Origin of the sequence: [Limnothrix rosea] IAM M-220, from assembly GCF_001904615.1 — a bacterium.
GTDB lineage: Bacteria > Cyanobacteriota > Cyanobacteriia > Cyanobacteriales > MRBY01 > MRBY01.
Genome location: NZ_MRBY01000021.1, coordinates 16,648 through 39,624 on the forward strand (window position 1 = coordinate 16,648; position 22,977 = coordinate 39,624).

At 44.6% G+C, this 22,977-nt stretch carries 26 protein-coding genes and 1 pseudogene; 11 read left to right on the forward strand and 16 right to left on the reverse strand.

The annotated features are described in order from the left end of the window. Positions 1–5 precede the first annotated feature (5 nt). Positions 6–530: a 5-(carboxyamino)imidazole ribonucleotide mutase gene (gene purE / locus NIES208_RS09860; RefSeq protein WP_075892234.1), complete on the forward strand. Its 525-nt coding sequence runs from the start codon at positions 6–8 to the stop codon at positions 528–530. A 39-nt stretch (positions 531–569) separates the two neighbouring features. Here purE and NIES208_RS09865 read toward each other — a convergent pair whose 3' ends face one another. Continuing rightward, positions 570–1,340, reverse strand: coding sequence for an MGMT family protein (locus NIES208_RS09865; RefSeq protein WP_075892236.1), 771 nt, complete (start codon positions 1,338–1,340; stop codon positions 570–572). Between the two features lie 137 nt (positions 1,341–1,477). Here NIES208_RS09865 and NIES208_RS09870 point away from each other — a divergent pair, with 137 nt between their 5' ends. Continuing rightward, positions 1,478–1,924 (forward strand): DUF4399 domain-containing protein, encoded by a 447-nt coding sequence (locus NIES208_RS09870; RefSeq protein ID WP_235641368.1) that lies wholly within the window; start codon positions 1,478–1,480, stop codon positions 1,922–1,924. 122 nt (positions 1,925–2,046) lie between these two features. Continuing rightward, positions 2,047–2,289, forward strand: a pseudogene (locus NIES208_RS19870) (transposase); the annotation flags it as partial. Positions 2,290–2,316: 27 nt separating this feature from the next. Here NIES208_RS19870 and NIES208_RS19925 read toward each other — a convergent pair. Beyond that, a complete protein-coding gene (locus tag NIES208_RS19925) occupies positions 2,317–2,454 on the reverse strand; it encodes a hypothetical protein (RefSeq protein ID WP_171971750.1) in 138 nt (45 codons plus the stop codon). Between NIES208_RS19925 and NIES208_RS09885 the strand changes: the two genes are divergently transcribed. The 3 genes from NIES208_RS09885 (at position 2,455) to NIES208_RS09895 (ending at position 3,614) form a co-directional block, all read left to right on the forward strand. After that, the gene (locus tag NIES208_RS09885) at positions 2,455–2,751 is read left to right on the forward strand and encodes an element excision factor XisH family protein (protein ID WP_216349394.1); all 297 of its coding nucleotides are present in this window, start codon (positions 2,455–2,457) and stop codon (positions 2,749–2,751) included. Continuing rightward, entirely contained in the window at positions 2,739–3,014 is a 276-nt protein-coding gene (locus NIES208_RS09890; RefSeq protein WP_075892242.1) for a hypothetical protein, read from the forward strand. The genes NIES208_RS09885 and NIES208_RS09890 overlap by 13 nt, the downstream gene beginning before the upstream one ends. Positions 3,015–3,077: 63 nt before the next feature. Further along, positions 3,078–3,614, forward strand: a complete 537-nt coding sequence (locus NIES208_RS09895) for a methylated-DNA--[protein]-cysteine S-methyltransferase (RefSeq protein ID WP_225875290.1) — start codon at positions 3,078–3,080, stop codon at positions 3,612–3,614. A 10-nt stretch (positions 3,615–3,624) separates the two neighbouring features. Here the strand turns inward: NIES208_RS09895 and NIES208_RS09900 are convergent, their stop codons facing one another. The 3 genes from NIES208_RS09900 to NIES208_RS09910 form a co-directional block, all read right to left on the reverse strand. After that, entirely contained in the window at positions 3,625–5,433 is a 1,809-nt protein-coding gene (locus NIES208_RS09900; protein ID WP_075892246.1) for a GAF domain-containing sensor histidine kinase, read from the reverse strand. A 9-nt stretch (positions 5,434–5,442) separates the two neighbouring features. Continuing rightward, positions 5,443–6,336 (reverse strand): hypothetical protein, encoded by an 894-nt coding sequence (locus NIES208_RS09905; RefSeq protein ID WP_075892248.1) that lies wholly within the window; start codon positions 6,334–6,336, stop codon positions 5,443–5,445. Between the two features lie 76 nt (positions 6,337–6,412). Continuing rightward, a complete protein-coding gene (locus tag NIES208_RS09910) occupies positions 6,413–6,745 on the reverse strand; it encodes a hypothetical protein (protein ID WP_075892250.1) in 333 nt (110 codons plus the stop codon). 257 nt (positions 6,746–7,002) lie between these two features. On the opposite strand from NIES208_RS09910, the gene NIES208_RS09915 reads away from it, so the two are divergent. Beyond that, entirely contained in the window at positions 7,003–7,557 is a 555-nt protein-coding gene (locus NIES208_RS09915) for a GNAT family N-acetyltransferase (RefSeq protein WP_075892252.1), read from the forward strand. Between the two features lie 247 nt (positions 7,558–7,804). Continuing rightward, the gene (locus NIES208_RS09920) at positions 7,805–9,055 is read left to right on the forward strand and encodes a vWA domain-containing protein (protein ID WP_075892254.1); all 1,251 of its coding nucleotides are present in this window, start codon (positions 7,805–7,807) and stop codon (positions 9,053–9,055) included. On the opposite strand, the gene NIES208_RS09925 is transcribed toward NIES208_RS09920, so the two are convergent. The 5 genes from NIES208_RS09925 to gshA all read right to left on the reverse strand — a co-directional run bounded on the left by NIES208_RS09925 (position 9,052) and on the right by gshA (position 14,709). Continuing rightward, complete coding sequence (locus NIES208_RS09925) at positions 9,052–9,276, reverse strand: RNA-binding S4 domain-containing protein (protein ID WP_315861633.1); 225 nt, start codon at positions 9,274–9,276, stop codon at positions 9,052–9,054. The two genes, NIES208_RS09920 and NIES208_RS09925, sit on opposite strands and share 4 nt — an antisense overlap. A gap of 113 nt (positions 9,277–9,389) precedes the next feature. Further along, entirely contained in the window at positions 9,390–10,139 is a 750-nt protein-coding gene (locus tag NIES208_RS09930; protein WP_075892258.1) for a dienelactone hydrolase family protein, read from the reverse strand. 174 nt (positions 10,140–10,313) lie between these two features. Continuing rightward, positions 10,314–12,464, reverse strand: a complete 2,151-nt coding sequence (locus NIES208_RS09935) for a peptidoglycan DD-metalloendopeptidase family protein (RefSeq protein ID WP_084176598.1) — start codon at positions 12,462–12,464, stop codon at positions 10,314–10,316. A 532-nt stretch (positions 12,465–12,996) separates the two neighbouring features. After that, positions 12,997–13,452, reverse strand: a complete 456-nt coding sequence (locus tag NIES208_RS09940; protein WP_075892260.1) for a tRNA (cytidine(34)-2'-O)-methyltransferase — start codon at positions 13,450–13,452, stop codon at positions 12,997–12,999. 111 nt (positions 13,453–13,563) lie between these two features. Next, a complete protein-coding gene (gene gshA / locus NIES208_RS09945; RefSeq protein WP_075892261.1) occupies positions 13,564–14,709 on the reverse strand; it encodes a glutamate--cysteine ligase in 1,146 nt (381 codons plus the stop codon). A gap of 171 nt (positions 14,710–14,880) precedes the next feature. Between gshA and NIES208_RS18965 the strand changes: the two genes are divergently transcribed. Both NIES208_RS18965 and cobA read left to right on the forward strand, forming a co-directional pair. Continuing rightward, positions 14,881–15,027 (forward strand): hypothetical protein, encoded by a 147-nt coding sequence (locus NIES208_RS18965; RefSeq protein WP_171971751.1) that lies wholly within the window; start codon positions 14,881–14,883, stop codon positions 15,025–15,027. 291 nt (positions 15,028–15,318) lie between these two features. Beyond that, positions 15,319–16,095 (forward strand): uroporphyrinogen-III C-methyltransferase, encoded by a 777-nt coding sequence (gene cobA / locus NIES208_RS09950; RefSeq protein WP_075892263.1) that lies wholly within the window; start codon positions 15,319–15,321, stop codon positions 16,093–16,095. Here the strand turns inward: cobA and NIES208_RS09955 are convergent. From NIES208_RS09955 to mltA, 6 genes are all read right to left on the reverse strand, one after another. Then, positions 16,087–16,776, reverse strand: coding sequence for a hypothetical protein (locus tag NIES208_RS09955; protein ID WP_075892326.1), 690 nt, complete (start codon positions 16,774–16,776; stop codon positions 16,087–16,089). The genes cobA and NIES208_RS09955 overlap by 9 nt on opposite strands. A gap of 52 nt (positions 16,777–16,828) precedes the next feature. Further along, entirely contained in the window at positions 16,829–17,242 is a 414-nt protein-coding gene (locus tag NIES208_RS09960) for a DUF1824 family protein (protein ID WP_075892265.1), read from the reverse strand. Positions 17,243–17,300: 58 nt separating this feature from the next. Then, positions 17,301–17,954 carry a LapA family protein gene (locus NIES208_RS09965; protein ID WP_075892268.1) on the reverse strand — a complete coding sequence of 218 codons (654 nt, stop codon included), beginning with the start codon at positions 17,952–17,954 and terminating at the stop codon, positions 17,301–17,303. 77 nt (positions 17,955–18,031) lie between these two features. Further along, a complete protein-coding gene (locus NIES208_RS09970) occupies positions 18,032–18,571 on the reverse strand; it encodes a tetratricopeptide repeat protein (RefSeq protein WP_075892270.1) in 540 nt (179 codons plus the stop codon). Between the two features lie 87 nt (positions 18,572–18,658). Then, a complete protein-coding gene (locus NIES208_RS09975; RefSeq protein ID WP_075892272.1) occupies positions 18,659–19,084 on the reverse strand; it encodes a tetratricopeptide repeat protein in 426 nt (141 codons plus the stop codon). Between the two features lie 102 nt (positions 19,085–19,186). After that, positions 19,187–20,338, reverse strand: a complete 1,152-nt coding sequence (gene mltA / locus NIES208_RS09980; RefSeq protein ID WP_235641369.1) for a murein transglycosylase A — start codon at positions 20,336–20,338, stop codon at positions 19,187–19,189. Between the two features lie 147 nt (positions 20,339–20,485). Between mltA and NIES208_RS09985 the strand changes: the two genes are divergently transcribed. Further along, a complete protein-coding gene (locus NIES208_RS09985) occupies positions 20,486–22,660 on the forward strand; it encodes a Piwi domain-containing protein (RefSeq protein WP_075892274.1) in 2,175 nt (724 codons plus the stop codon). The last annotated feature ends 317 nt before the right edge of the window (positions 22,661–22,977 follow it).

Sequence of the window (22,977 nt, forward strand, 5' to 3'; positions counted from 1 at the left end):
GACCTATGAGTGCAACCAATCCCCTTGTCGGCATTATTATGGGGAGCGATTCTGATCTTCCCACAATGCAAGCGGCGATCGCCATCTGTGAGCAATTTAATGTGCCCCACGAAGTCGGGATTGTGTCTGCCCACCGTACTCCTGAGCGCATGGTGGAATATGCTCAAACTGCCCACGAACGCGGCATTAAAGTGATTATTGCAGGGGCTGGCGGTGCGGCGCATCTTCCCGGTATGGTGGCAGCTCTGACTGCTTTGCCAGTAATTGGTGTTCCCGTTAAAACCAGTACCCTCAGTGGTGTTGATTCCCTTTATTCCATCGTCCAAATGCCTCGCGGAATCCCTGTCGCAACGGTGGCGATCGGTAATGCAATGAATGCTGGTTTATTGGCTGTGCAAATCCTCGGTGCGTTTGATCCAGAATTATTGAAAGCAGTTCAGGATTATCGCCAAAGCTTAAAAGATATGGTTTTGGATAAACAATCTAACCTCGAAAGAATGGGCTATCAAGATTACCTAACGCGAATGTAGTGACTTTAATTTTTGAGCCTTGAAGTTTCAAAAAAGTATTTACGATAAAGTTGCAATTACATTAGCTTGCCAAAGATAATCTGTTACGTTGATTTTGATTGATTGTCCTATTTTTTGGAGCTGCAAACCTTCAGATTTTAGTTTTTGTTCTTGGTCTGGAACGTAGGGGATCAGTTCACCGCGAGAATTTAAAATTCGATGTAATGGATAATCATCAGTAGACGTTTTCTTAAGGTATTGGGGAATGGCGCGAAAATAACTCCGATCAACGCCCATGCCTAAAAGCACCTCTTTATAAGTCACCACTTTGCCTGCGGGAATTTTACTGACAAAACTCAAAAATCGTTCGTAGGGAATTTCTGATAATGGCTTGAAAATAGCCGTTGTCACTTGAAGATTGTTGGCGATCGCCACATTGCCCGACTCAACCACAACACCCAAGACCCCACGCTTACCCTTGAAGTTTTTCCAATCCTCAACAAACTCACTAATTTTTTTGCAAGGCTCACAATAAAAGGTCAGCCGGATTTTTGCGCCACTTTCAAATTCCAACAATGAACCGGGTTTGAGATGGTCAGCATCAATATTTTGAATAATCAAATTCTCCCGTAAAGAACCGGGGGCGATCGCCGCTTCTCTTAAATCCTCATCTCGCACAACTAAAACCTGTCTCGGGCTGATGGGATGACCATTGACATCGCCTTGAATGCCAAAACTTTTTTCTAGGAAGACTGACTGTTCTGGTCGCAATGACTCACCATGCTCACATTTACGAAATAACCCGACAATACTTCCCGACTGCTCTGACATAGATAATTGGCTGGATGAACTCCCCATAAATTAACGTTTTGCCAATCTAGAGGTTTTTTGTAGCAAGAGAGTTATTTCAACAAGTGACCAAGACTCGATATCTTAGAACACAGTTGTTACCCTTTCATGTTGATTCTATGAATTACTTTGTTGCGCTGCTTTGCTCAATGCTGCTGACTGTTGTTACTTTTGTCTCAAATGGAGCGCCTGCCATGGCTGAGGCGATCGCCTCACCAGCACCTGATAACGCTCAGGTTTATATTATTTCTCCTGAAAATGGCAGCACAGTGTCCAGTCCTTTTACCATTCAATTTGGCCTATCTGGCATGGGCGTTGCACCTGCTGGCATCGACCGTCCCGCAACTGGACATCACCATTTATTAGTGGACTTAGAAACCTTGCCTGAACTTGATCAGGCATTATCCGCAACGGAGCAAATCAAGCATTTTGGTGGCGGTCAAACTGAAGCAACGCTAGAACTTCCCCCCGGAAAGCACACCCTCCAACTGGTACTGGGCAACTATGCTCACGTTCCCCATACTCCTCCTGTTTTGTCTGAGCCGATTAACATTACCGTCAAATAGAGTTCGACTCTGCACTATTTTTGTAAGCTCTGAATTGTGACTAGCAAAACGATTCGGAGCTTAACTATGCACTACTCACAGAGTTGAAAGACACTCACATGATTGATTGGGCGATCGCCAGATTGAACGTGAAGGTAAAGCCGGGTAATACCGATGACCATAAACCTGTGGTGGAACTTTTGCAGGATTTATTTGGCAAAGTGTTTGCTGACAAAGGTTCTGTGTCCAAGCCTTTAATGAAGAAGTTGTAAGCGAAACACAATCTCATGCTTTTGGCCAAGCCACGCCGTAATATGAAAAATGATTTAATGCTTTTGCCGGATAAACTCCTTGCCCGTAAACGCGCTATCGTGATGCGGCTCATCTACCTATCAGAATTGCTAAGGAAATTTTCACCACTCAGGAATTACAGCGTTATTTTCGGTCTGAAGACTTACTACAGTAAATAAGAATTGCGGCGATCGCAACAAATAGGGATAAACCCGATGCTCTGGATGTCGTTTGCTCAGTTTGGGCTTGGGATACACCATGTGCAGGCTGAGTTGGCGCATCAGGCATTGCATACGCTTACGATTGTTGAGATCAAGAGTTTTATTAGTGCCTCTCTATTTAAAGATTTTGAATTGGCATTGGATCAATACATCATCTACAGAAATTTAATTCGACTTTCTCAAAGTGAGTATCAAGATATTCATCTTGCTATTAAAGATGATATTTATGATTCATTTTTTCAACGTAAATCTGTTCAAACTCTAGTGGATATCAACTCTATTGCACTGGTTTCTGTTGATGTTATTAAAGAAGAGGTTATTCAATGGATAAACTAAATAATTATCGTCCTGTAATTAAAAAAATTCTTACTGAGTATGATCAGAAATCTTTAATAACTGTTGCTCAGATAGAAGATTCAAGCGAAGCCAATGTAGTGGAGCTTTTCAGCGAAGTTAAAATTCATAAGGTAACCTCTGATGGACAGAGAATGGCAGAAGCGTTAAATCAAATTGCTGGAACCTCATCTCTTTCCGATCTAGAGCCGATAGCTTGGCAGAAAGAAATTCGCGGCGATCGCCTAACTATTTTTCCTAAATGAATATCAATGAAACTGACTATTGTCTCAACAAAAGAATTTAAACATACACACCAGTTATTTGTATTGACTTACGGTTTATATCGCTCGCCTTTTGGAGATTGTTTAATTACAATTACCGAAAAAAGTATCTGTGGTCTTTATTTTTTTGAGACAAATGATTTGGCGATCGCCGCCGATTTTCTCCGAACAGAATGGGGTAAAAATACTGAATTACACCACACGCCAGAAGCGATTCAAAACCTAGGCGATCGCCTTTTTTCCAGAAACGCGACATCTGATCCTCATAACTTTAATATTTATCTCAAAGGCACAGACTTTCAATTGCGAGTTTGGCAAGCTTTGCTCAATATTCCCTATGGACAGACCAGCACCTATCAAAATTTAGCGGCAACAATTGGTCAGCCCAAAGCGATGCGAGCAGTGGGCAATGCTGTCGGGCGAAATCCTGTGAGCTATGTAGTACCCTGCCATCGGATTCTTCGTACATCTGGCGAAATAGGTGGGTATCGCTGGGGCGTAGAACGTAAAATTGCGATGCTCGACTGGGAGAAAAAATATGCGCAACAGTTCAGCTCTAGGATGATTGATTGGGCTGTCTAAATTTGGCGATTTACAAACCCACCATACTTTGGGGGAACGTCATCACAAAACAAGTTTCATAGGTTTTCTTGCCACGGTTCGGTTCGCTGCTCACCTCAATGGTTCCTTCCAGCTGTTCCACAAGTGCTTTTACGAGCGCTAATCCCAAACCAGTACCGGGAATTGCCTGCTCTGTGACTCCTGCACCGCGCCGAAATTTCTCAAAAATATGGCCTTGCTCCTCTGCTGCAATGCCGGAGCCATCATTGCAAAGACGTAGTTGTATTTGTGCTGGAGATTTTGCGAAATATTCCACTTCGAGACGAACTTTTGTGTTGCGGGCTGAATATTTGCCTGCATTGGTTAATAGTTCACTGAGGGCATTGGTCAAACTCTCTTCGTCCGTTTCAATTTGTAGTTTCTGGGACACATTTTCAGGAACGTAGGTAACTTCTAGTTCAAGACCTTTTAATAATTGCCAGCGTTGATTAAATTCTTGGCGCATCGCTTCTAGGATCGGATTTAGCGACAAACGTTGGGGCTTCATCGCAAATTGCTCGGACTCAAAATGTTGCAGTTTTAGGAGGTCTTTAATGAGTTTGCTTTCGCGGGTTAGTTCTTGTTCGAGGATATCGAGGTAGGTTGCTTGTTTTTCTGGCGATCGCCCCGGTTGTTTGAGCATTTTGACAGCAACTTTCATGGTCGCGAGGGGAGTATTTAGCTCATGGCTCATGGTACTGAGAAATTCATCCTTGAGGACATTGAGCTGGCGGAGCTGCTGAATTTGCTGACGCATTTTCGCGCCGAGTTTTGCCTGTACGTCGAGGCTCCATTTTAGTTGGGCGGTGCGTTCATCCACTAGGGATTGCACGCGCTGGAGAGACTGCTGATGAATCATAGCTGTGCTGAGCTGGTGGGCAACAAAATCCGCTAATTGCTTTTCTTCTGCCTGCCACACGCGACTTGTTTGCTGTCCCAAAATCACTAGGCCAAGGACTGTACTGGACTGGCCATCACTGGACTGTTGCCCCATTAAAGGGGTCACAAGAAAACTTTTATAGCGATCAGTGAGGGGAGATGTGGCTAAATCGGTTTGGTCAATGTCATTGATCGCCAGAATTTCCGGAGCGGACAGCCACCCTTGGCGACAAATGCCACAATCTTTTAAAACGGTTTGTCGTGGGACTAGATTTGTTTCGTTAACAACATTAAAGGTTGCATCGGGACAAATTTGCGGTTCATTTCTGGCTAGTAATGGATTGGCATATTTAAATAAACCGGCTAAACCAAAATCTACGTCGTAACATTCCACCACTGCGGCGATCGCCTGTTGTAGCAGCTTATTGATGCTAGTTTCCGTATCGATTAGCTGATTAATTTTTGCGAGTAATGCATTATTATCGCGGCTCTGCTGATTTTGTTGCTGTAGTGGTAGGGTCTGCGCGGCAAGATCTAAAATAGGCAGCACAATTTCCGTAAGCTCTTCTAGCGGTGGTAAAGAGGTACGAGAGGCCATGGCGATCCAGCCAGAACGGCTCGTTTCCGTATCGAAGGGCATCAATGCCAACTGCCGAATTCCCTGTTCTTGCAATGGCTGGTACTTTTTTGCTTTTAGCTCCTTTTTAAAAACGGCTTTTTTGGGTGGCTCGACGTGGGCGAATGCTTCCAAATCAGGGATTTCACTCCAATAGCCCGCTAAAGGTAAAGTTACTTGGCAGTCCAACTCAAAATATACGGCCTCCACTGAGAAGTAACGGGCGATCGCCTCAGCTAGATGATCAACAACAACATGGGGATCAGGAGAAAACGTTAAACAGCGGTAGAGAGAATCAAGAGCCATACAGCACCGTTACGGAGAAACATCGGGGGCTAATGCCTTCGCCTTTGCAAGGGCAAGTTCACTATTCTGACGATAGCTTAAGACCCGCTCCTGCGCCTCCGCATACCGAGGATGATTTGGTGCTACCAGTTTCATCAGCTCCGACGCTTGCTGCCAACGATTCGCTAAATCAAGCCATTCACCATAGGTTGTCGCAGATTGTCCACCATTGGCTGCTTGGATCGCTAAGCGTACAGCCTGATTAAAAGGTTCAAAACTCAAATCACTGCCACTACTCCCAGAGGTGGAAGTTTGGGTTACCGTGGCGCTACCGGAGATATTTGGTGACACTTGGGTCTTGAGCTGCCACCAGTCATGACTTAGCCAACCGCAAAATCCGGCGGCGATCGCCCCCAACACTAATTTACTTTGGGGTGAAAAACTAAGCGATGGCATTTTTCGTTCTGCAGCAGATGTCGCAGCAACAGGCGGCGCAGCCAACTTAAACTTCGTTGAACGCTTTTGGGGCTTGGATTTCGGTAGCTTAATCTCCCAAGAACGCAACATTCGTTTTACCCAAGATAAATGGCGAATTTGAATCTTTTCAGACCACAACAGCTTCCGGCGCGCTTCAAAACTTAGGGTGGACACCCATAAAGACTGCACATCATTAGTCAGACAGCTTTGGATATGAACCTGGCGAAACGGTCGCGGCGACAACTGATCCAAGCTCCGCTGAATACGGCTGACAATGACCCGTTTATCCAAATTTTCCGGATGTCCCGCCTCACACAAAATCTCAAGAATCCCATTCGCACCAAGGGCAACCCGCGTACTCACACCAGTATCCTGCAACTGTTCGTTCAGGACTTCCATAATTGCCTTAACGCTACCCTGATGTGCAAGCTGAATAAGATTTTTCATATTGTTGCGCGACTGCCACTAGCTCCGCCAATACTTTAAGCCTCAGAAAAAGTCAGCCAAAATCCGGACAAAAACCCTAAATATCTTGCTCCAGTTCAGGTTGCTCAAGTTTCTCTGACTCCGCATCCATTAAAGCCTTCATAATGAATTTAAGCTTCGGTCGCGCAATATAGGGCCAGCCCCCTTCTTCTTCCATGTCTCGCAGCAGATTATATAAATCCCGTCGCCGTTCAGGTAACGTCGGATAAAAATACTGTTCACAAATTTTGCGGTGTAACTGTTCGATTTCACGCAGAATGACAAGCTGGGTTTCTCCTTTCCCTTCATGCTCAGCGGCGATCGCCAAAATATCCTGTAAAAGTGACTCAAGGTTTTGAGACAGATCCAAATTCTTTTCAGCAGCAGTCATAAATCTTGATGAGAAGGGATAGACGCATTGATCTTATAGTACTTTTGGAGATATCAACCGCAAAACAATTGCAGTCACTAGACACAATCTGCAACAGACACCCCAGCAACAACTTAACTCCAATCAATGCTACGTCATTGCTCAATATCTCCTATTTAGTAGACTCCCAGCAATGGGCAGATAAGTCAAAAATTATTTATTTACACCGTCAATAATCAAGACCTTCTGAGACTATTCATTATTTCCTTTCAGCCTCTATGAAAATCCTCTATCGTCTCGCTACAGATGCTGACTTAGACGATATTTTAGCCGTCCAAACCCTTAATCTGAAAATCCTTCTAGGTTCGTCTTTATCAGAGGAAGTACTAACTGCTTTAGTCATAAACCAAGAAAAGAAACGCGATCGCCAGCGTGAACTGATTTTTATTGCCATTTGTAATGGGAAAGTGATTGGTTTTATTGCTCTTTTACTGAATAGCGCCAGAATAACGGGTTTATTTGTTCATCCAGATTTTGTACAGCAGGGCATTGGCTCTGAACTGTTGACCATTGCCATAGATGTCTTAGATTCCAAGAAACATCGCACTATTTTTGCTTGGTCATTTGATTCTGCTAAGGCCTTTTATCGGAAACATGGTTTTCATTCTTCGCGTAGCAACTATCTTTTATTAGGAAGACATCTCAAGGTTCGTACCTTTTGGATGCGCAAAACTATTCGTCCACTGACTGAGATAGAGCAAAAAAGAAATACGATTATTACGGCAATTATAATCAGCCTTATTCTCGTGAGTTTAATTACATCTTTAAGCTAGTCTGTCTCGATCATCCAGTCTTTTTTAAGGCATCGTTAGCTGATAAAAATATCGGTGACTCATGAACAGTTGCCATGATGCCTCGGTCAATGATCGCTCTCTGTTTTGAGAAATTTAGTTGCGTCAGTGATATTACAATCCACTGCAAACAGCTGATCGAAAGAAAAGAAAAAGATATGCTGGATCTACGGAATGCTCCTCCTAGGCAGTGAGGAGGAAAGTACTGTTTTGTGCGAGATAAAAAAAGATGAAAGTCGGACTGCAAGTTCTCCTGAGTGATGCTCACCTCGATGCACAGCAATCCCATAGCCAAAGGCAGTTGTCGTTTTCGATTACGGCGATCGCCGATGATTTTCAACCGCAAGGCCTACCGTTAAATCTCTGTTTAGTACTAGATCATAGTGGCTCCATGGCGGGGAAACCGCTACGCACAGTCAAGGAAGCCGCGATCCAATTGGTTGACCGTCTTGACGGAGGCGATCGCCTATCGGTCATTGCCTTTGACCACAAAGCAAAGGTCATTGTGGAGAACCAAAACGTCATCAATAAAGATCAAATAAAAAAACAAATTAGTCGCCTAGAAGCCGCCGGCGGCACAAGCATTGACGATGGTATGCGCCTCGGTTTAGACGAACTCGCGAGTATCACTGGCAACTACGCCTCCCAAGTATTTATGCTGACCGACGGCGAAAATGAACATGGTGATAACGAGCGCTGCCTCAAAATTGCGCGGTTAGCCGCAGAGTATGGCGTGACCTTAAATGCCCTTGGTTTTGGTGCCAACTGGAATCAAGATGTCCTCGAAAGTATTGCCGATGCAGCCAATGGTAGCCTTGCCTATATTGAAACCCCAGAACAGGCCAGTGAAACCTTTAATCGTCTTTTGCTACGAGCCCAGTCTGTCGGTTTGACCAATGCCCAATTATTATTACAACTCACCTCCTATTCCCGTTTGGCCGATCTCAAGCCCTTAGCTCAGGTAGCGCCGGAAACGATTGAACTAGAGGTGATCCGAGAGGGGGATTTCTACGGCGTGCGTTTGGGGGATTTGTTGACTGATGTGCCGCGGGTTATCCTCGCCAATGTCTATATCGATCAGTTGGCACTGGGGGATCATCTGATTGCGGCGGCTCAGGTGCGCTACGATGACCCAGCCCATGGGCAAACTCAGCTCATGTCGGAAAGTATTCCTGTGATGGTAACCGTGCAGAGCAATTATCAACCGCAGGTCAACTCAGGGGTACAAATGTCGATTTTGGCTCTAGCAAAATATCGGCAAACGCAAATGGCTGAGGCTAAACTCAAATCCGGCGATCGCCAAGGGGCAGCCACCATGCTACAAACGGCGGCCAAAACAGCGATTCAACTAGGCGACGACAATGCTGCAACCATTCTCCAAAAAAATGCCACACAACTACAAAGCGGCAATGAACTATCTGAAGGCGATCGCAAACGTACCCGCATCGCATCTAAAACAATTATCCAACCCCCCCATTAATCTTCATTAAATTCCACCTGTACAGTCTCCCCCTCAAAACTGACAATATCGCCATGGCGGAGCTTTTTCTTACGACGGGTTTCAGTTTCACCATTAACATCAACAAATCCCCCCTGGATCATGGCCTTAGCCTGACCACCTGTCGCGACAAAATTCATCACCTTTAGAAATTGATCAAGCTGAATCGTTGGTTCATCAGGAGGAAGATTGTTGGCCATCATATTCTCGCAAACAAAACGTTATTACCCTAGAAATTGTACCGTTTGACTTTAGGGAACTTCATTTTCTCCGTAGCCGATAATCAAGCAAAGTTGACCCAGCTATTTATAGCTATTTATAACGAAGGGCGAAGTACACGCCTAAACAATTCACGCACATGTTCCCAAGCATCTGATGCTGCATGGGGTTCATAGCTCCCACGGCGATCGCAGAAAAAACCATGACCAGCATTGTCATAACAAACAATACGATGGGTAACTTGATGGGCTTCTAGTTCAGATTGAATCTGTGCCACCTGTTCAGCCGGAATAGAGGCATCTTCATTGCCAAAAAAGCAGTAAATTTCACCCTTAATGTCCCTCGTAAACTCAATGGTTGCTAGGCGTTCTTTTCCCGGACACCAGTTCGCAATACCCGCGCCATAAAAAGAAGCTGTCGCTGTAACAGCATCTAAAGTTGCACCGAGATAAACCACATGACCTCCAAAACAAAAACCAATTAGACCAACGCCAGTTTGTTGCACTTGGGGCAAAGCGTAAAGGTAGTCAATTGTTGCTTGCAGATCACTCATTAATTCGGAGGCCTTGGTCTGCACCTTATATTGCCGGCCAACTTTAATATCGTCTGCTGTATAGCCCGTTTCAAAACCCGGGGCTATGCGTTGGTAAATTGCCGGGGCGATCGCCACATATCCCAAGGCGGCAACACGTTCCGTAACCTCACGAATATGGGCATTCACTCCAAAAATTTCCTGCACCACCATCACAGCAGGATAAATTTCATCACCGACAGGCCGAGCTAAGTAGGCATCAATTTGCAAATCACCATTGTGAATTTGGATATTGCTCGTTGTCAGCTGATTCATGAAGGGTACTTTGGAAAATTAGAGTTTTAAATCATTGTGATTGTCTCAAAAATTGCTGGATTCTGAAACTAAATTTGTCAACATCTTCAGCAAGAACTTTATTTTCAACGAAAAAGAGTAATAAAAAAGAGGGCGATCGCCCCCTTAAAAAATTATTTGATTATTAATTGAAATTTAGCGTTTAGGCAAGAAAGCAATAGGATTCTTCGCACCTTGACCAGCCTTATGAACTTCAAAGTGGAGATGGGGACCAGTACTAAAACCAGTACTTCCCATCGCTGCAATTTGCTGACCCTGCTTCACCTTTTGACCCTTACGAACCAAAATACGACTGTTGTGAGCATAAAGCGTCACACTGTTATCTTTGTGCTTGACCTTGACAAGGTTGCCATAGCCACCAGAGTTCCAGCCCGCACTAACCACCTCACCACCAGCAGCAGCAAAAATCGGTGTACCAACAGGTGCCGCAATATCAATGCCTCTGTGCATACGACCCCAACGGCGACCATAACCAGAAGTCAAAACACCTTGAGCAGGCCAAATATAGCCATTAAAAGCCTCTTCACCCGGTAAATACTCATCAGGATTAGCAAGGGGAGGAAGCTGAGGACTTACCGTTTCACCAACAGACAAACGAAGGAGAGAATTGTAGTTAGCAATATCTGTTTGAGAGGCCGCAGCGAGTTGTTGAGGCTCATCCACCGCCACACTTTCTACAACAGGCTTAACTTCATTCACTTCTCCTTGCCATTCAGGATTTACGACAGTTTCTGAAGCTCTCGAATTACCGTTAAGGGCAAATTCAACACTTGCCTGCACTTTCGGAGATTCAGCAGCTAGCTGTTCTTGATAATTTTGACGCATACGCGCAATGTCGGCTCGTAGTTCATTAACCGCAGACTCGGCTGTTACATCAAGGCGAAAGGCCAATTCGCCTCCATTATTCCGACTATCAGGTGTTTCTGCCGTTCCAAGCGTAGGAGCATTGGCTAAAGTCCGACTATTGCGATTAATACTTTGAGTTGTCTCGGTACTAGGCAAGAGCGCCACAAAATTATTACTTTCATCCGCACGACGTGTTGGAATGACGAGCTTTTGGTTCACCTTAATAACATTAGGGTTTTCCAAGCGGTTAGCCGCAATTAACTCATGACCCGGCAGACCATAGCGGCGCGCAATCGCATATAACGTTTCACCGGAGCGCACAACGTGGGTTTTACCGAGGGAGGCAGTCGCAATAACAGTAGACTCAGGCTTGAAAGAGCGAGTTGTCACGGCCTCTTCTAAAACATACGTATTAGATTCAGGCATTGATGTTTGGAAAGTCACACTAGTATCACTAGATACTTGGGGTGCAGGCGTAGCTTCTACAGGAGCTTCCGGCTCAAGGCTCGGTGGCTCTGGTAAGAGACTATCGCTAGAAATAGTCCTATTAGCAACTAATGTCTCTAGGGTGGGCGCTGTAACGTCTTCTTCGCGCCTCCCTTTGGGTTGTTGCGGCAAAGGAACAGGAATTACAACCGCATCCTCGGCGACGACGGTAGGGGAAATTTCTTGAATTGCTGTGGAGCTAATGAGGGTTTCGGGTTGAGCTTGCTTAGGATCTTCTGCATCAAAAACAACCTCTGTTTTTTGGTCACGCAGTTGTTCAATTTCCTCTGCAAGACTTTCTTGCTTAGCCCGAAGTGTGGCGATCGCCTCATCTTCTTGCACTTGTAAATCGGTTGCAGGCGCGATAATGCGCTTACTTGGCTCTAAAGTTGCTACCTTAGGTGCCACCGTTGGACGCTTCATTACTTGGGGAGTAGCAGCGACAGGCCGGTCAAATGTTGTGGGAATTTTTATCGACTGTCCAAGGGACAAAGTAGCGTCGATGGCTAGATTATTCAGTTTAGCGATCGCCTCGGCAGAAACTCCGTAGCGTTGAGCCAAAGACCAGAAAGTCTCATCAGCGGCGACAACATGCTTAATAGCGGGGAGTTCAGGTTCTACTCTATTTGTACTGGTAGAACTTGGGCTTACAGCAGCGACGAGCTGGCTAGACTCAACCACAGGCTGAGCTTCAGGAGCCGTTGCTAAAGTTACCGGAGCAGGAATCATAAACATTTCTCCTTGGGAAATAGGGCGGTCTGCTTGAGAATTTTCTAGAGTTGCCGCTTCAACTGCCTGAACCCGTTGGTGATCAGAGAGTAATAACCCAGCTGCACCGACGGACAGCGCCAGGGAAACTTTAGCTAGGGATGAATATTTACCTGATGGGTTAAACCCAATTGCTCCTGTCGGAGTGGTAATACATTCGTCCTGAAGCAACTCATTGGACGACATTGAAGTGTGAGTACCCGAAGCCAATTGGCTTGTGGACTTCTGTTGTACGTCTTTCAAAAACAACCTCCTGTTGTGTGATGAGCGATGCTCCATCGATAAAACCGAATGGCTTTAAGAATGATTTTTTGCATCTGCTCAGAGTGACCTAGATCACTGAATTTGAGTTTGCAATGAATATCTAGGAAAGGTTACCTTGCTTTTTTACTTTGCACAAGGGTATGACTGAAGTTACCGCCTAGCTCGGCCAAAATTTAACAGCCAATTAGTAATATGCAATACAAAACACATTACTGTTGTCATCAGAATGTTTTAGTTTTCTGAGAGTAGCACTGGTATAGCACATTTTTTTTTTATGTGTTTAGCCAATCTCTAGAGTCATTGTTCTACCTATGTTTCGGAGAAGTTCAAATATCAGTAATTCCACGCATTTTTCAATTAAATTGACGATGTCATGGAACGATCTGTGGTTTTAGTTTTCTGGGGTGGGGTCTTGTCTCAGGAATTTGATAAAAATTTCTTATGCCCTTAAAAATCAGACTCCTAGTTGACGACGTGCTTCGAAAAGTCCGACGGCTGCACTAACGGAAAGATTAAGGCTACGTACGTGTTTTTTACTGATAGGAATTGTGAGGGTTGCATCGCAGTCTTGCAGGAGTTTTAGGGGGAGTCCTTGGGTTTCGCTGCCAAAGAGTAACCAGTCGTCAGTGTGGTAACTGTACTCGGTATAAATATGTTGGCCACGAACGCTATACCCTAATAGGCGGCCGCCCCGTTGTTTGTGTTCGTTGAGGAAATGTTCGAGGTCTGGATGCAAGGTCAGTTTGACGTTTGGCCAATAATCTAGGCCTGCGCGCTTGAGGGTGCGATCGCTAATTTCAAAGCCGAGGGGGCCCACAAGGTGGAGTTCTGTTTCGGTGGCGGCGCAGGTACGGGCAATATTGCCGGTGTTGGGGGGGATTTGTGGATGAACCAACACAAGTTGAGGCATGGCGTAATTTTAGGTGATGAGATTGAGCGGACAAGTATAAAAAATCTGTTGTGGGTCGTTAGCGACTGTGGGAAGGCGGGGAATGTCGTGAAAGTGTTTGTTTGATTTTTTCTAGGCGACTAGGGCTGCTGGTTCACAGAGGTATTGACTTAGTTCGTAATCGTGGTCGGCGGCAGCGGCGATCGCCCCTTGGATAATATCAGGGAGAGTTTCACCCTGTTGGTAAGCGGCTAGCCATTGTTGGGCTTGATTGCCCTCCCGCAAAATTTTCTTGAGCGGACTAAGGAAACAGGCAAAACCAGATTTTTTAGCCATGGGATAAACTTCGTCGTAAATTTCATTAATCCAGTCTGCTGCGCTAATTGATTCCCCCGTACGCCAGTGGGTTAGGGTGGCATCAAGGCTGTGCTGCGCTGCGAGTTGCTCATTCTCGTCGGTCAACTCCAGTAAGCGTGCCGCACTGAGCTGGCTGGATTTCAGTGGGTCGAGGTGAGGCTGATTAATTAATTGTTGGATGCGCGCTTCGAGGAACGCCACAATTGAAAGTAGCTGTAAAGGATGAATGACTAAATCGCTAATACGCAATTCCAAACGGTTGAGGGAATAGGGGCGGCGATCGCCGTTCGGACGAACCGCAGACCATAAATGGCGAACATTTTGCATCGTCCCCAACTCAAGCTGTTCATTCGTCCAATCAATAAAATGTCGATGACTCCGAAATAAAGGCACATGGGCAGGCGTTTTCGGAAAAACCTGCCAACGACGGGAGTGGGAGCCCGTAACCTTACCATCGAGAAACGGAGACGAAGCACTGAGCGCCAAAATCAGAGGAGCCTCTAAACGCACCAACCGACAAGCCCGAAATAATAAATCCAAATCACTAATACCAATATTGATATGAACACTAGCAGTTACAACATCAGTGCCATAGGTATTTTCGATATAAGCATGATAAGGATTGTTCGGATCCGAGCGATAGAAACGACTTGCATCACCCAGAGACAAAGTACTGCCCGGAATAAGCGTGTAATCGCCCAACGTTTTCAAATAATCTCTTAACTGCAAGCGAGGTTGTAAAACCGCACACAGCAAACTTTCATAGGAGCAACAAGGAGGCGTTGTATATTCCACATTGCGACTATCTGGCTCACGCACAAAGCCATCTAGCTGTTTAACGATTTGATCCGATAAACCGACAATCCTTCCCTGGGGTGTGCCTGTGTAGATCTCGATTTCTAAACCTTTTGATAACAGCACCTGTGTTCCTCAAGTGTTTTCTCTATGCAGCTTGCGCCCAACATTTGGCGACAATATATTCTATCCTGTCGTTCTAGTCGCACCGAAAAATAAAATTAATAACGATACAAAAATACGTTTTGAGTTAATATACCTACCGGTTTAAAAAAACTCTTTTTCATATTTTTATTTATGTCTCAATCACTTCTTCAGGATCGCACTGCGGCAAAGTTACCCCTTGATGCCCAAGTCAAATATCTTTCGATCCAAGCAGAGCTGGATCTTTTGATGCAACAGATTCGTTCAAGCCAAGTGAAGTTAGAAGAGCAGAAGGGTTAAGTTAAAGGTCTTATAGGTCGTTTATCGTCAAGAAAAAATCGGTACATATATTTTTTTGAGGGAAGGATCAACTTCTCTTTTTTATTTTTGACACCCATGGTCTAGAACAATCTCATCATTTTTGAGATTAAGTTTGTCATGGGATACTTGACATTCAGGCACGAAAGAGGAACAAGTGCTACAAAGAAAGATGGGTTAGCATGATATGCTTTGGCATTCCTTATTTCATAAGGAAACGCTAAATGGTTGTTAACGATTAATTGGTACTTTCTATCACTGCTTCATAACTATATGACTCAAGCATCTAGTCTCGTCGGTAAGGTCTATCTTGTTGGCGCAGGGCCTGGAGACCCTGGTCTGTTTACGCTGAAGGGCAAAACGCTTTTAGAAATGGCGGATGTGGTTGTCTATGACGCTCTTGTGAGTGAGGCGATTTTGTTGATGATCAATCCCAATGCTGAGCGCATTCACGCTGGTAAGCGGCGGGGACGACATTCTCTCAAGCAAGAAGAAACGACTCGAATTTTAATCGAAAAGGCAAAAGAACACGCCATTGTTGTCCGTCTTAAGGGCGGTGATCCCTTTGTTTTTGGGCGGGGCGGCGAGGAAATGGCGGATTTGCAGGCGGCGGGTATTCCGGTGGAGGTTGTGCCGGGTATTACGTCGGGTATTGCGGCTCCTGCCTATGCGGGGATTCCGCTGACTCACCGTGGTTATAGTTCTTCGGCGACTTTTGTGACGGGTCATGAGTCTGTGGGGAAATATCGCCCTAATGTGAATTGGTCGGCGATCGCCCAAGGGTCAGAAACACTCGTTATATATATGGGTGTCCACAATTTGCCGCAGATTGTCCCGGAATTATTGGCGGGTGGCCTAACGCCTGAAACGCCCATTGCGCTAATTCGTTGGGGAACGCGTCCGGATCAAGAGGAATTGCTGGGAACGCTTGGTGATATTAGTGACAAAATTGCGGAAACTGGTTTCTCGGCACCGGCGATCGCCATTATTGGGCGCGTGGTGGAGCTCCATCCTGAGAACCAAGCCGAAGCGAAACAGGTCTTAGGGTAAAAACTCTAGAAAAATACCCACTCGACTTTCCTTGGCGGCGGTGGAATTATGTTTTTGAATTTCTGTCGCTAAACGTAAATGCTCGGCAAAGGCATAGCCTGCACCTAGGGTTGTGATGCCCATTTCTTGATCACCGGAAAGATTGACGAATTGCTGGCTCAGGGAAAGGGTTGATGCGCCGGAACGGGAAAGGTTGAGTTGGATTTTACCACCCACTTCTAATCCGTCACGGTCATAGTCTTCGCCGGAAAAGGTATGGTAGCCAAGGGTGGGGGCAATATTGATGCGGCTACCGAGCGGCAATAAATAATAGTTAGCGCGGGCGGCAAATTGGTGGCGATCGCCGTCGAAAGTGCTGTGACCTCCAGCGGAAAAAGTTAGTGGTACAGCGTCTTTTATAAATAAGTCTTCTACGCCAATGCTCCAGCCGCTACGCTTGTCAGTGGACGGAAACGAGCTAAAACCGACACGCCAACGGGTTGTGAAACTAGGATCGTGACGGATTTCTGCCAAAACATCCGGTACTTCGTCAGTCCACTCTTGGATGATGGGACTGGTTTCAATAATCTCTGAGTCTAAATCGAGGTGGTCGGGGGCTAAAGTTTGCGCTGTTGTGGCAATGGGGATAGTGGCGATCGCCCCCAAACCGAGAGCGATAGAGCCGAATAATGCTTTAAACAAGGCACAAACTCCAGAACAGTGATGGGCAAAATACAAGTTTTTCTATGCTAAATCATCCCGCAAACAGATCAAGGGGAAAATGACCATAGGTTCCTTGTAACTCATCTGTTTCCGACTGGATCGCAATTAAAACACCACGATATATCCCGTCATAATCATCAAAATAATGTGCCATTTTCTGGGTATTAAATTTTAGATAAACGGGTTTATCTGACCACTCGGTCACGTCTGCTGAAAAATTATTTTTGTAGCCTAACGCCGCGAGATATTGGCGCACCGACTCTAATGCAAGGATGGCATTATCCGCGCAAATACCAATATTTTCCCAATCTGCTTCCTGCGAAACCAACCGAATATTTTGCCGTAATGTTTCCCGCTCGGTTTCAGACTCAATGTGGGGCGTTTCTAGACAGCTTTTTTCCTTAAGGATGGCGATCGCCGCAGCTAGTTCAGGGGACAAACTCATCAATAAACCTCGAATAATGCCGTCCTAGCGTAGCAGAATTTTTGGATGTAAACGAACTCTAAATCCATTCGCCATCATCATCCAAATCTGGGATTGGGGACTGTTCTTCTTCCGGACTATAGGGCGGCGTAATCACACGATAATCAGCGTCGTAAACCCCTTCACCTTTTTTCTGCGGCGGTTGGGAGGTTTTGCGGCGGGGACGAGAAGGCCGCTCAGTGGCGTTGTCGGGGGTTGGGCGAGGCCGTTGTGGTTTTTGCTGATTAGAACGAATTTTCTCAGGATTGGGGCGATCGCCGGGCGGTTTGGGACGAGTTGGGGTTTGGGGCGGCGATTCGATGTCCCACGTCTCAGCATCTTCTTCCTCCACATCTTTATCAGTCCAATCATAGTTTGCACGACTGCGTTCCCAATCGGAGCGACCAGTGCGATTATCCGGTTTGCGAGGCGGACGTTGCTTGAGATTTTCCAGTCTTTCGTTAAGGCGATCGACCTTTTTGGGAGCTTCAAAACCCAGCAACAGTTGCATCAAGAGATTGGTAATTATCCCAGCAATCACCGCGAAAATCATCCAGAAACTGAGGGGTAATGTCAGTGGCAGTTGCTGATTGAAAATCACTAGATTCAATGGCTGACTATTTTGTAACAGGAGAATAGATCCCCCACCAATGAGGAGTAAAAATACAGCAGCAGTCAGCGAGCGAGAATTCATACGTTAGAAGAACTTAGGGAATAGGCAATCAACATCAACAAAATAGGCGATCGCCAAAGAAAAGGCTTGATCTTAACCTACTCATCAGCAGGAGTTTCTGGGGTCTCAGGCATTCCCTCAGCCTCACTCTCAGCTTCATCAGGAGTTTCTGGAGTCTCAGGCATTGCCTCAGATTCCGTTGTTAAACCATCACCCTCTTCCACCGGGACAACAGTCGGATTCGTTCGTACAATATTTTCTTCAATTTGAACCTTGAGATCCTTCAGAACCTGATCCTCCGGAAACAAAGTAATAAGCTTATCCAAGGGATCGATCACCCCTTGTAAATCGCCCAATTCCAACCGAACCCGGATTAGATTCTGGAGAGCATTCGGATTATTCGGCTCCCGTTCCAGCACCACCAACAAATTTTCTTCTAGTGCCTGAAGTTCTGCCGCAGGGATCTCAGTTTGGGACGTTGTCCCATCCTCACTAGGCGTACTATTGCCACCCAGCAAGCTTCCGATAATTGGCAGCATCGCCGTTCCCAAAAATGCACCACCACCGATAAAAAGAATCACTTTCTGCCAAAATTTTCCTTTGCCTTTAGCGTTTGATTTTTTTGAAGAAGAGGGCATATGTCTCGGTGCTATGGGGACGAAATTTTTCCTATTCTAGTCTAAGCCCATAGCAAACTCTTTCTACAGCAGGGATGCTTCTAGATGCTATTCATTTTCTGTAGGTGTTGAATTTAGGTTCAGATTTTGTTCTATCTGCGATCGCATTTCCAAAAAATTTTCATTATTAGGAAACGCAGTTAAAAGCTTTTCAAGGGGTTCCAACGCGCCTTCGTAGTCTTTGAGTGCCATGCGAGCTTCGGCCAAACTTTTGAGAGCTGTGAAATTATTTGGCTCACGTTCCAACACAATCAAAGCGCCAGCTTCTTTCTGATAAAGCTGTTTATTCACTTGCAATTCCTGTTTTGCCGATTCAGCGGAAAGATCTTGGCTAAAACCTCCGATAATATTTTTTCCAGTGGAAATGGCTCCCCTTGCAATGAAAGCTCCAGCTCCTAAAGAAAGAAAAATTAATTGTCTTTTCTTGCGCCTTTTTTTATCTTGCTGAACAGTTTTATCTGAGAAAAATGGCATGTTACTTCATCTAAAATTCTGGCGAACAACCAGTGTGTACCATCTTAAAATGTCTGGATTTAATTTTCCTGAGGATCATTCGTTCATCAGCAAAGCTTCACATCACTGTTTCAAGAGCAAATAGAAAAGTTGCCCTTCATCATTGACAAGCCCTGCTTCTGTTTGGACATTTACACCTGTGCCAAGGAAAATATCGACGCGACCTGCGCCTTTAATCGCGCTACCAGTGTCTTGGTCGAGGGCATAGAAATTTCGATCTAGCTTAATCCAGTCACCGTCATAGGTCGGGAAAGGTAACACGGTAGAAACTAGGGCGATCGCCCCCGGTGGCATGAGGGATTTATCAGTGGCAATGGAACGGTGGGCAGTTACGGGAACATTGAGGCTACCGATGGGTGGCGACCCAAAGGTTTCGCGGAAGAAAATAAAACGGTCATTGCGGGGAATATAGTCGCTAAGTTTTTCGGGATTCGTTTCAAAGTAGTCGAGGAGCTTGGGCAAACTCAATTCTTCGGGTGCAAAAACACCGTCATTAATTAACTCTTTACCGAGGCTGACATAGTCATAATCAGTGCTGCCATGGAAACCAACAGTCATAACTTTGCCATCGGGCAATTGAAGGCGAGCAGAACCTTGAACTTGTACTAGATAGGCTTCTAGGCGAGTGGGTAGCCAAACGAGTTCTTGTCCCAGCAATGGGCTATCGGCTGGCGCAACTCCATCGATGCCTTCTAATTCGGCGCGGGTGGGGTGAGGTAATTCCCATTGGTCAAAGGTGGAGGGTCGGCGGTAAATGGGATAGCGAAACTTGTCGGTGCGAACGGGACTGGCCTGATAAGACGGTTCAAAATAGGCGGTAAAGTCGACGGTTCCTAAACCATCTGTGCCGACAGATTGATAGAAATCAAATTCCTGCTGAATCTGCTGTTGTAAGGCGTTGGGATTATTGCTAGCCTGCACTAATTCTCGAAATCTGAGGAGCGATCGCCGCACATTATCGCGGGAAAATTTTGGCGGCAAGTCGAGTGTGGCATAATCCTCTGCTGATTTTGCCGTGTCGAGGTAGGTCAAACTGTGGTTAATGGACTCAATCAGTTGGGTTTTACTCTCGGCCTGCCAAAGGTCTAAATCTGTATAATCACTGGCTTCTAGCTCAACTTTTTCTAATATCTGAGCCAAAACGGGATTTATCCCAGCCATTGCCCAGAAACATCCGGCGATCGCCGCCACCGTTAGCCAATTTCGTCCTATCAACCCTTAAAATCTCCGCGTTCTTGAGTAATTCGTATCATAAGCCGACTGTTTCTACAGAAAAAATGTTTCCCATATCTTTACCAATCGCCTAAACCATCAATTAAACTGTAGCAACTACACGTACATCACGTTTTTGCGCCTTATTTTATGAGCCTGACTTTGTTTGCAGAGATTTTGCCCATTGACGTAACCGCATTACCACAGCTTTTCACTTATCAAATCAACTTCACCGGGCAGGCTGATCGCAACCAAGTTGCAAGAAAATTACAATACAGACTCCTAACTGCATTTCGCGGATATTGGGTTTGGAGCAAATCAGACCAAAAAATTATTGCTGATCGAAAAATTTCTCAGCCTCAACTACATAATGCACTGGAGCAGTTATGGCAAGATCAAAATGAAGATCTATTTCATCGATGCATTGACAGTATTCAATTCTCTCAAAACTATTTGATTACAAATCAAGGAATTGCCGATTTTGTATCACAAGGATTACTTCGTCATCATTACGCTCGGATTGTAGCAATATTAAAACAAAGTCAGCAGCAGAAAAATAGATATTCGATCAATATTGTCCATCAAATATATTCGTGGGTTGTCCATAGTCAGCCGGCAATTTCACTATCCATTAAACAAGAAATTGACTATGGTGGCACATTAGCAAGTTATTTACAGAAAAATCCTGATATTCAAAATATCAAAGGATTGCATGTCTTAGATATAACCAAACCTTCCTTTAATAACGCTATGGAAATTAAAAAGGTAATTGGCAGACTGGGAGAAGGAAATACAAGACAAAGATTATTATCTCAAACTAGAAATCCAGCAATGCAGGAAATGATTAAAGAGGCTCCCAATCAAGAAGTCATTGTCGAAGTAGGAAATGCTGGCTACCACTACATTTCCAGCGCTCTTAAAATTAGAGTTTTAAACCGTGATTATGAAAGGTTTGGTATACGAGAACGGTTACAAATACCATCGGATGAACGTATAAAATACCTTAAGCCTGCAATGGATTTTGTGCAGAACTTAAACTATTTACAAAGAGCATATAACTCAAGAAGCAACAATTGTTTCATTATGCCGCATCAAAGCTGGGGACATGACCTTGACTTATTATTTGGAAGCAATCATGTAATTCAAGCTTCACAAGCTAGCAAAAAGCTGCAAACAATTAAAAATTATGGTGAATATAGAAAAACTGGCAAGGAAGTAATCAGCATTTCTATTCTAAACTGTACAGGGAAGGATTACAGCAAAAATACTGGTGACAGTCTAAATAATCTGTATAGATTTCGTGATGCTCTCAAAAAGAATTTTCACCCAGATGTAACGAAAAGAAGACTCCCTTATAAGTTGAAGTTAGTAGAACAAATAGATTTGAACAGTAAACAATGTTCTCGAACAGAAATTTCACAAGTAGTTTCTAAGTTAGCAGTTAATCAGCCTGATATTGTTCTTTGTTTAATGCCCAAAGGTGCATCGTATGATATTACTGACAGAACGTTATACGACGACCTAAAGCAATTTTTCTTGCAGAATAATTTACAGTCTCAAATGATTCGTGAAGAGACTCTTTATAACTTTAATTATAAGCTTGACAATATCATTTTAGGTGTCATGGCAAAAGTTGGCAGCGTGCCTTATATTTTGGCAAATCCGTTGGAATATACGGATTTAATTGTGGGTTTGGATGTGTCTCGTCGTCGCAAGAAAAATAATCAAGGAACTAACAGTGTCGCTGCCATGACTCGTATTTATACTAATCAAGGGGAATTGGTTCACTATAGTATTCGTGACGCTGTAATTGATGGAGAAATTCTGCCGGAACACATTCTTTATGATTTGTTTCCTGCTGAAGAGTTTGGAGGGAAACACATTCTTATTCATCGTGATGGCTTGTTTCCTGAAAATGAGCGGTTAACACTAGATAAAATTGGCGCTGAAATCAAAGCAAGGTTCAATTATGTGTCTGTTATTAAGAGTGGTAATCCGAGACTATATGGCATACGTAATCAGCAAGTGGGGAAAGCACCAAAAGGAAGCATTTTTCAAATATCAGATAGAGAAGCATTTGTTGTTAGTTCTGAATTTCCTGATGGTTTTAAAGCGACGCCTCAACCTCTTCGGGTAGAAACATTTGATGGTTTTTCTTTACAGCACGCTGTGCATTCGGTGTTGTCATTGACTTATTTGCATTATGGTTCTGAGCGATCGCCTCGATTGCCTGTCAGTACTTACTATGCGGACAAAATTTCCACAATGGCTTCTAAAGGAATTAAGCCTCGTGATCCAGATGGTAATTTACCGTTTTGGCTGTAGGTACTTAAGTTGGTCGAGCGATAGTTACTTATGGGGAGGCGATCGCCCTCTCTGAGACTTGTTGGAGACAAAATGTAAGAGCTAAAACATTCATTTCTGCTGAATTGGCAGATGGCTTATTGCCCACTTTGGTTGACCAAGTATTTGAGGGAATCGAATCTCTATTGGAAGCGATGTGATTTATAGAAGCAAATGAAGCTCAAGGTAAAATCGTAATCTTGGTCACTGTTGAATCGCTTTAATTGCAGGCGATCGCCCATATATTTAATCAGCAAAAAACGGATCGAGCAGTGACTCAATCCGTTTGGGAAAATAAT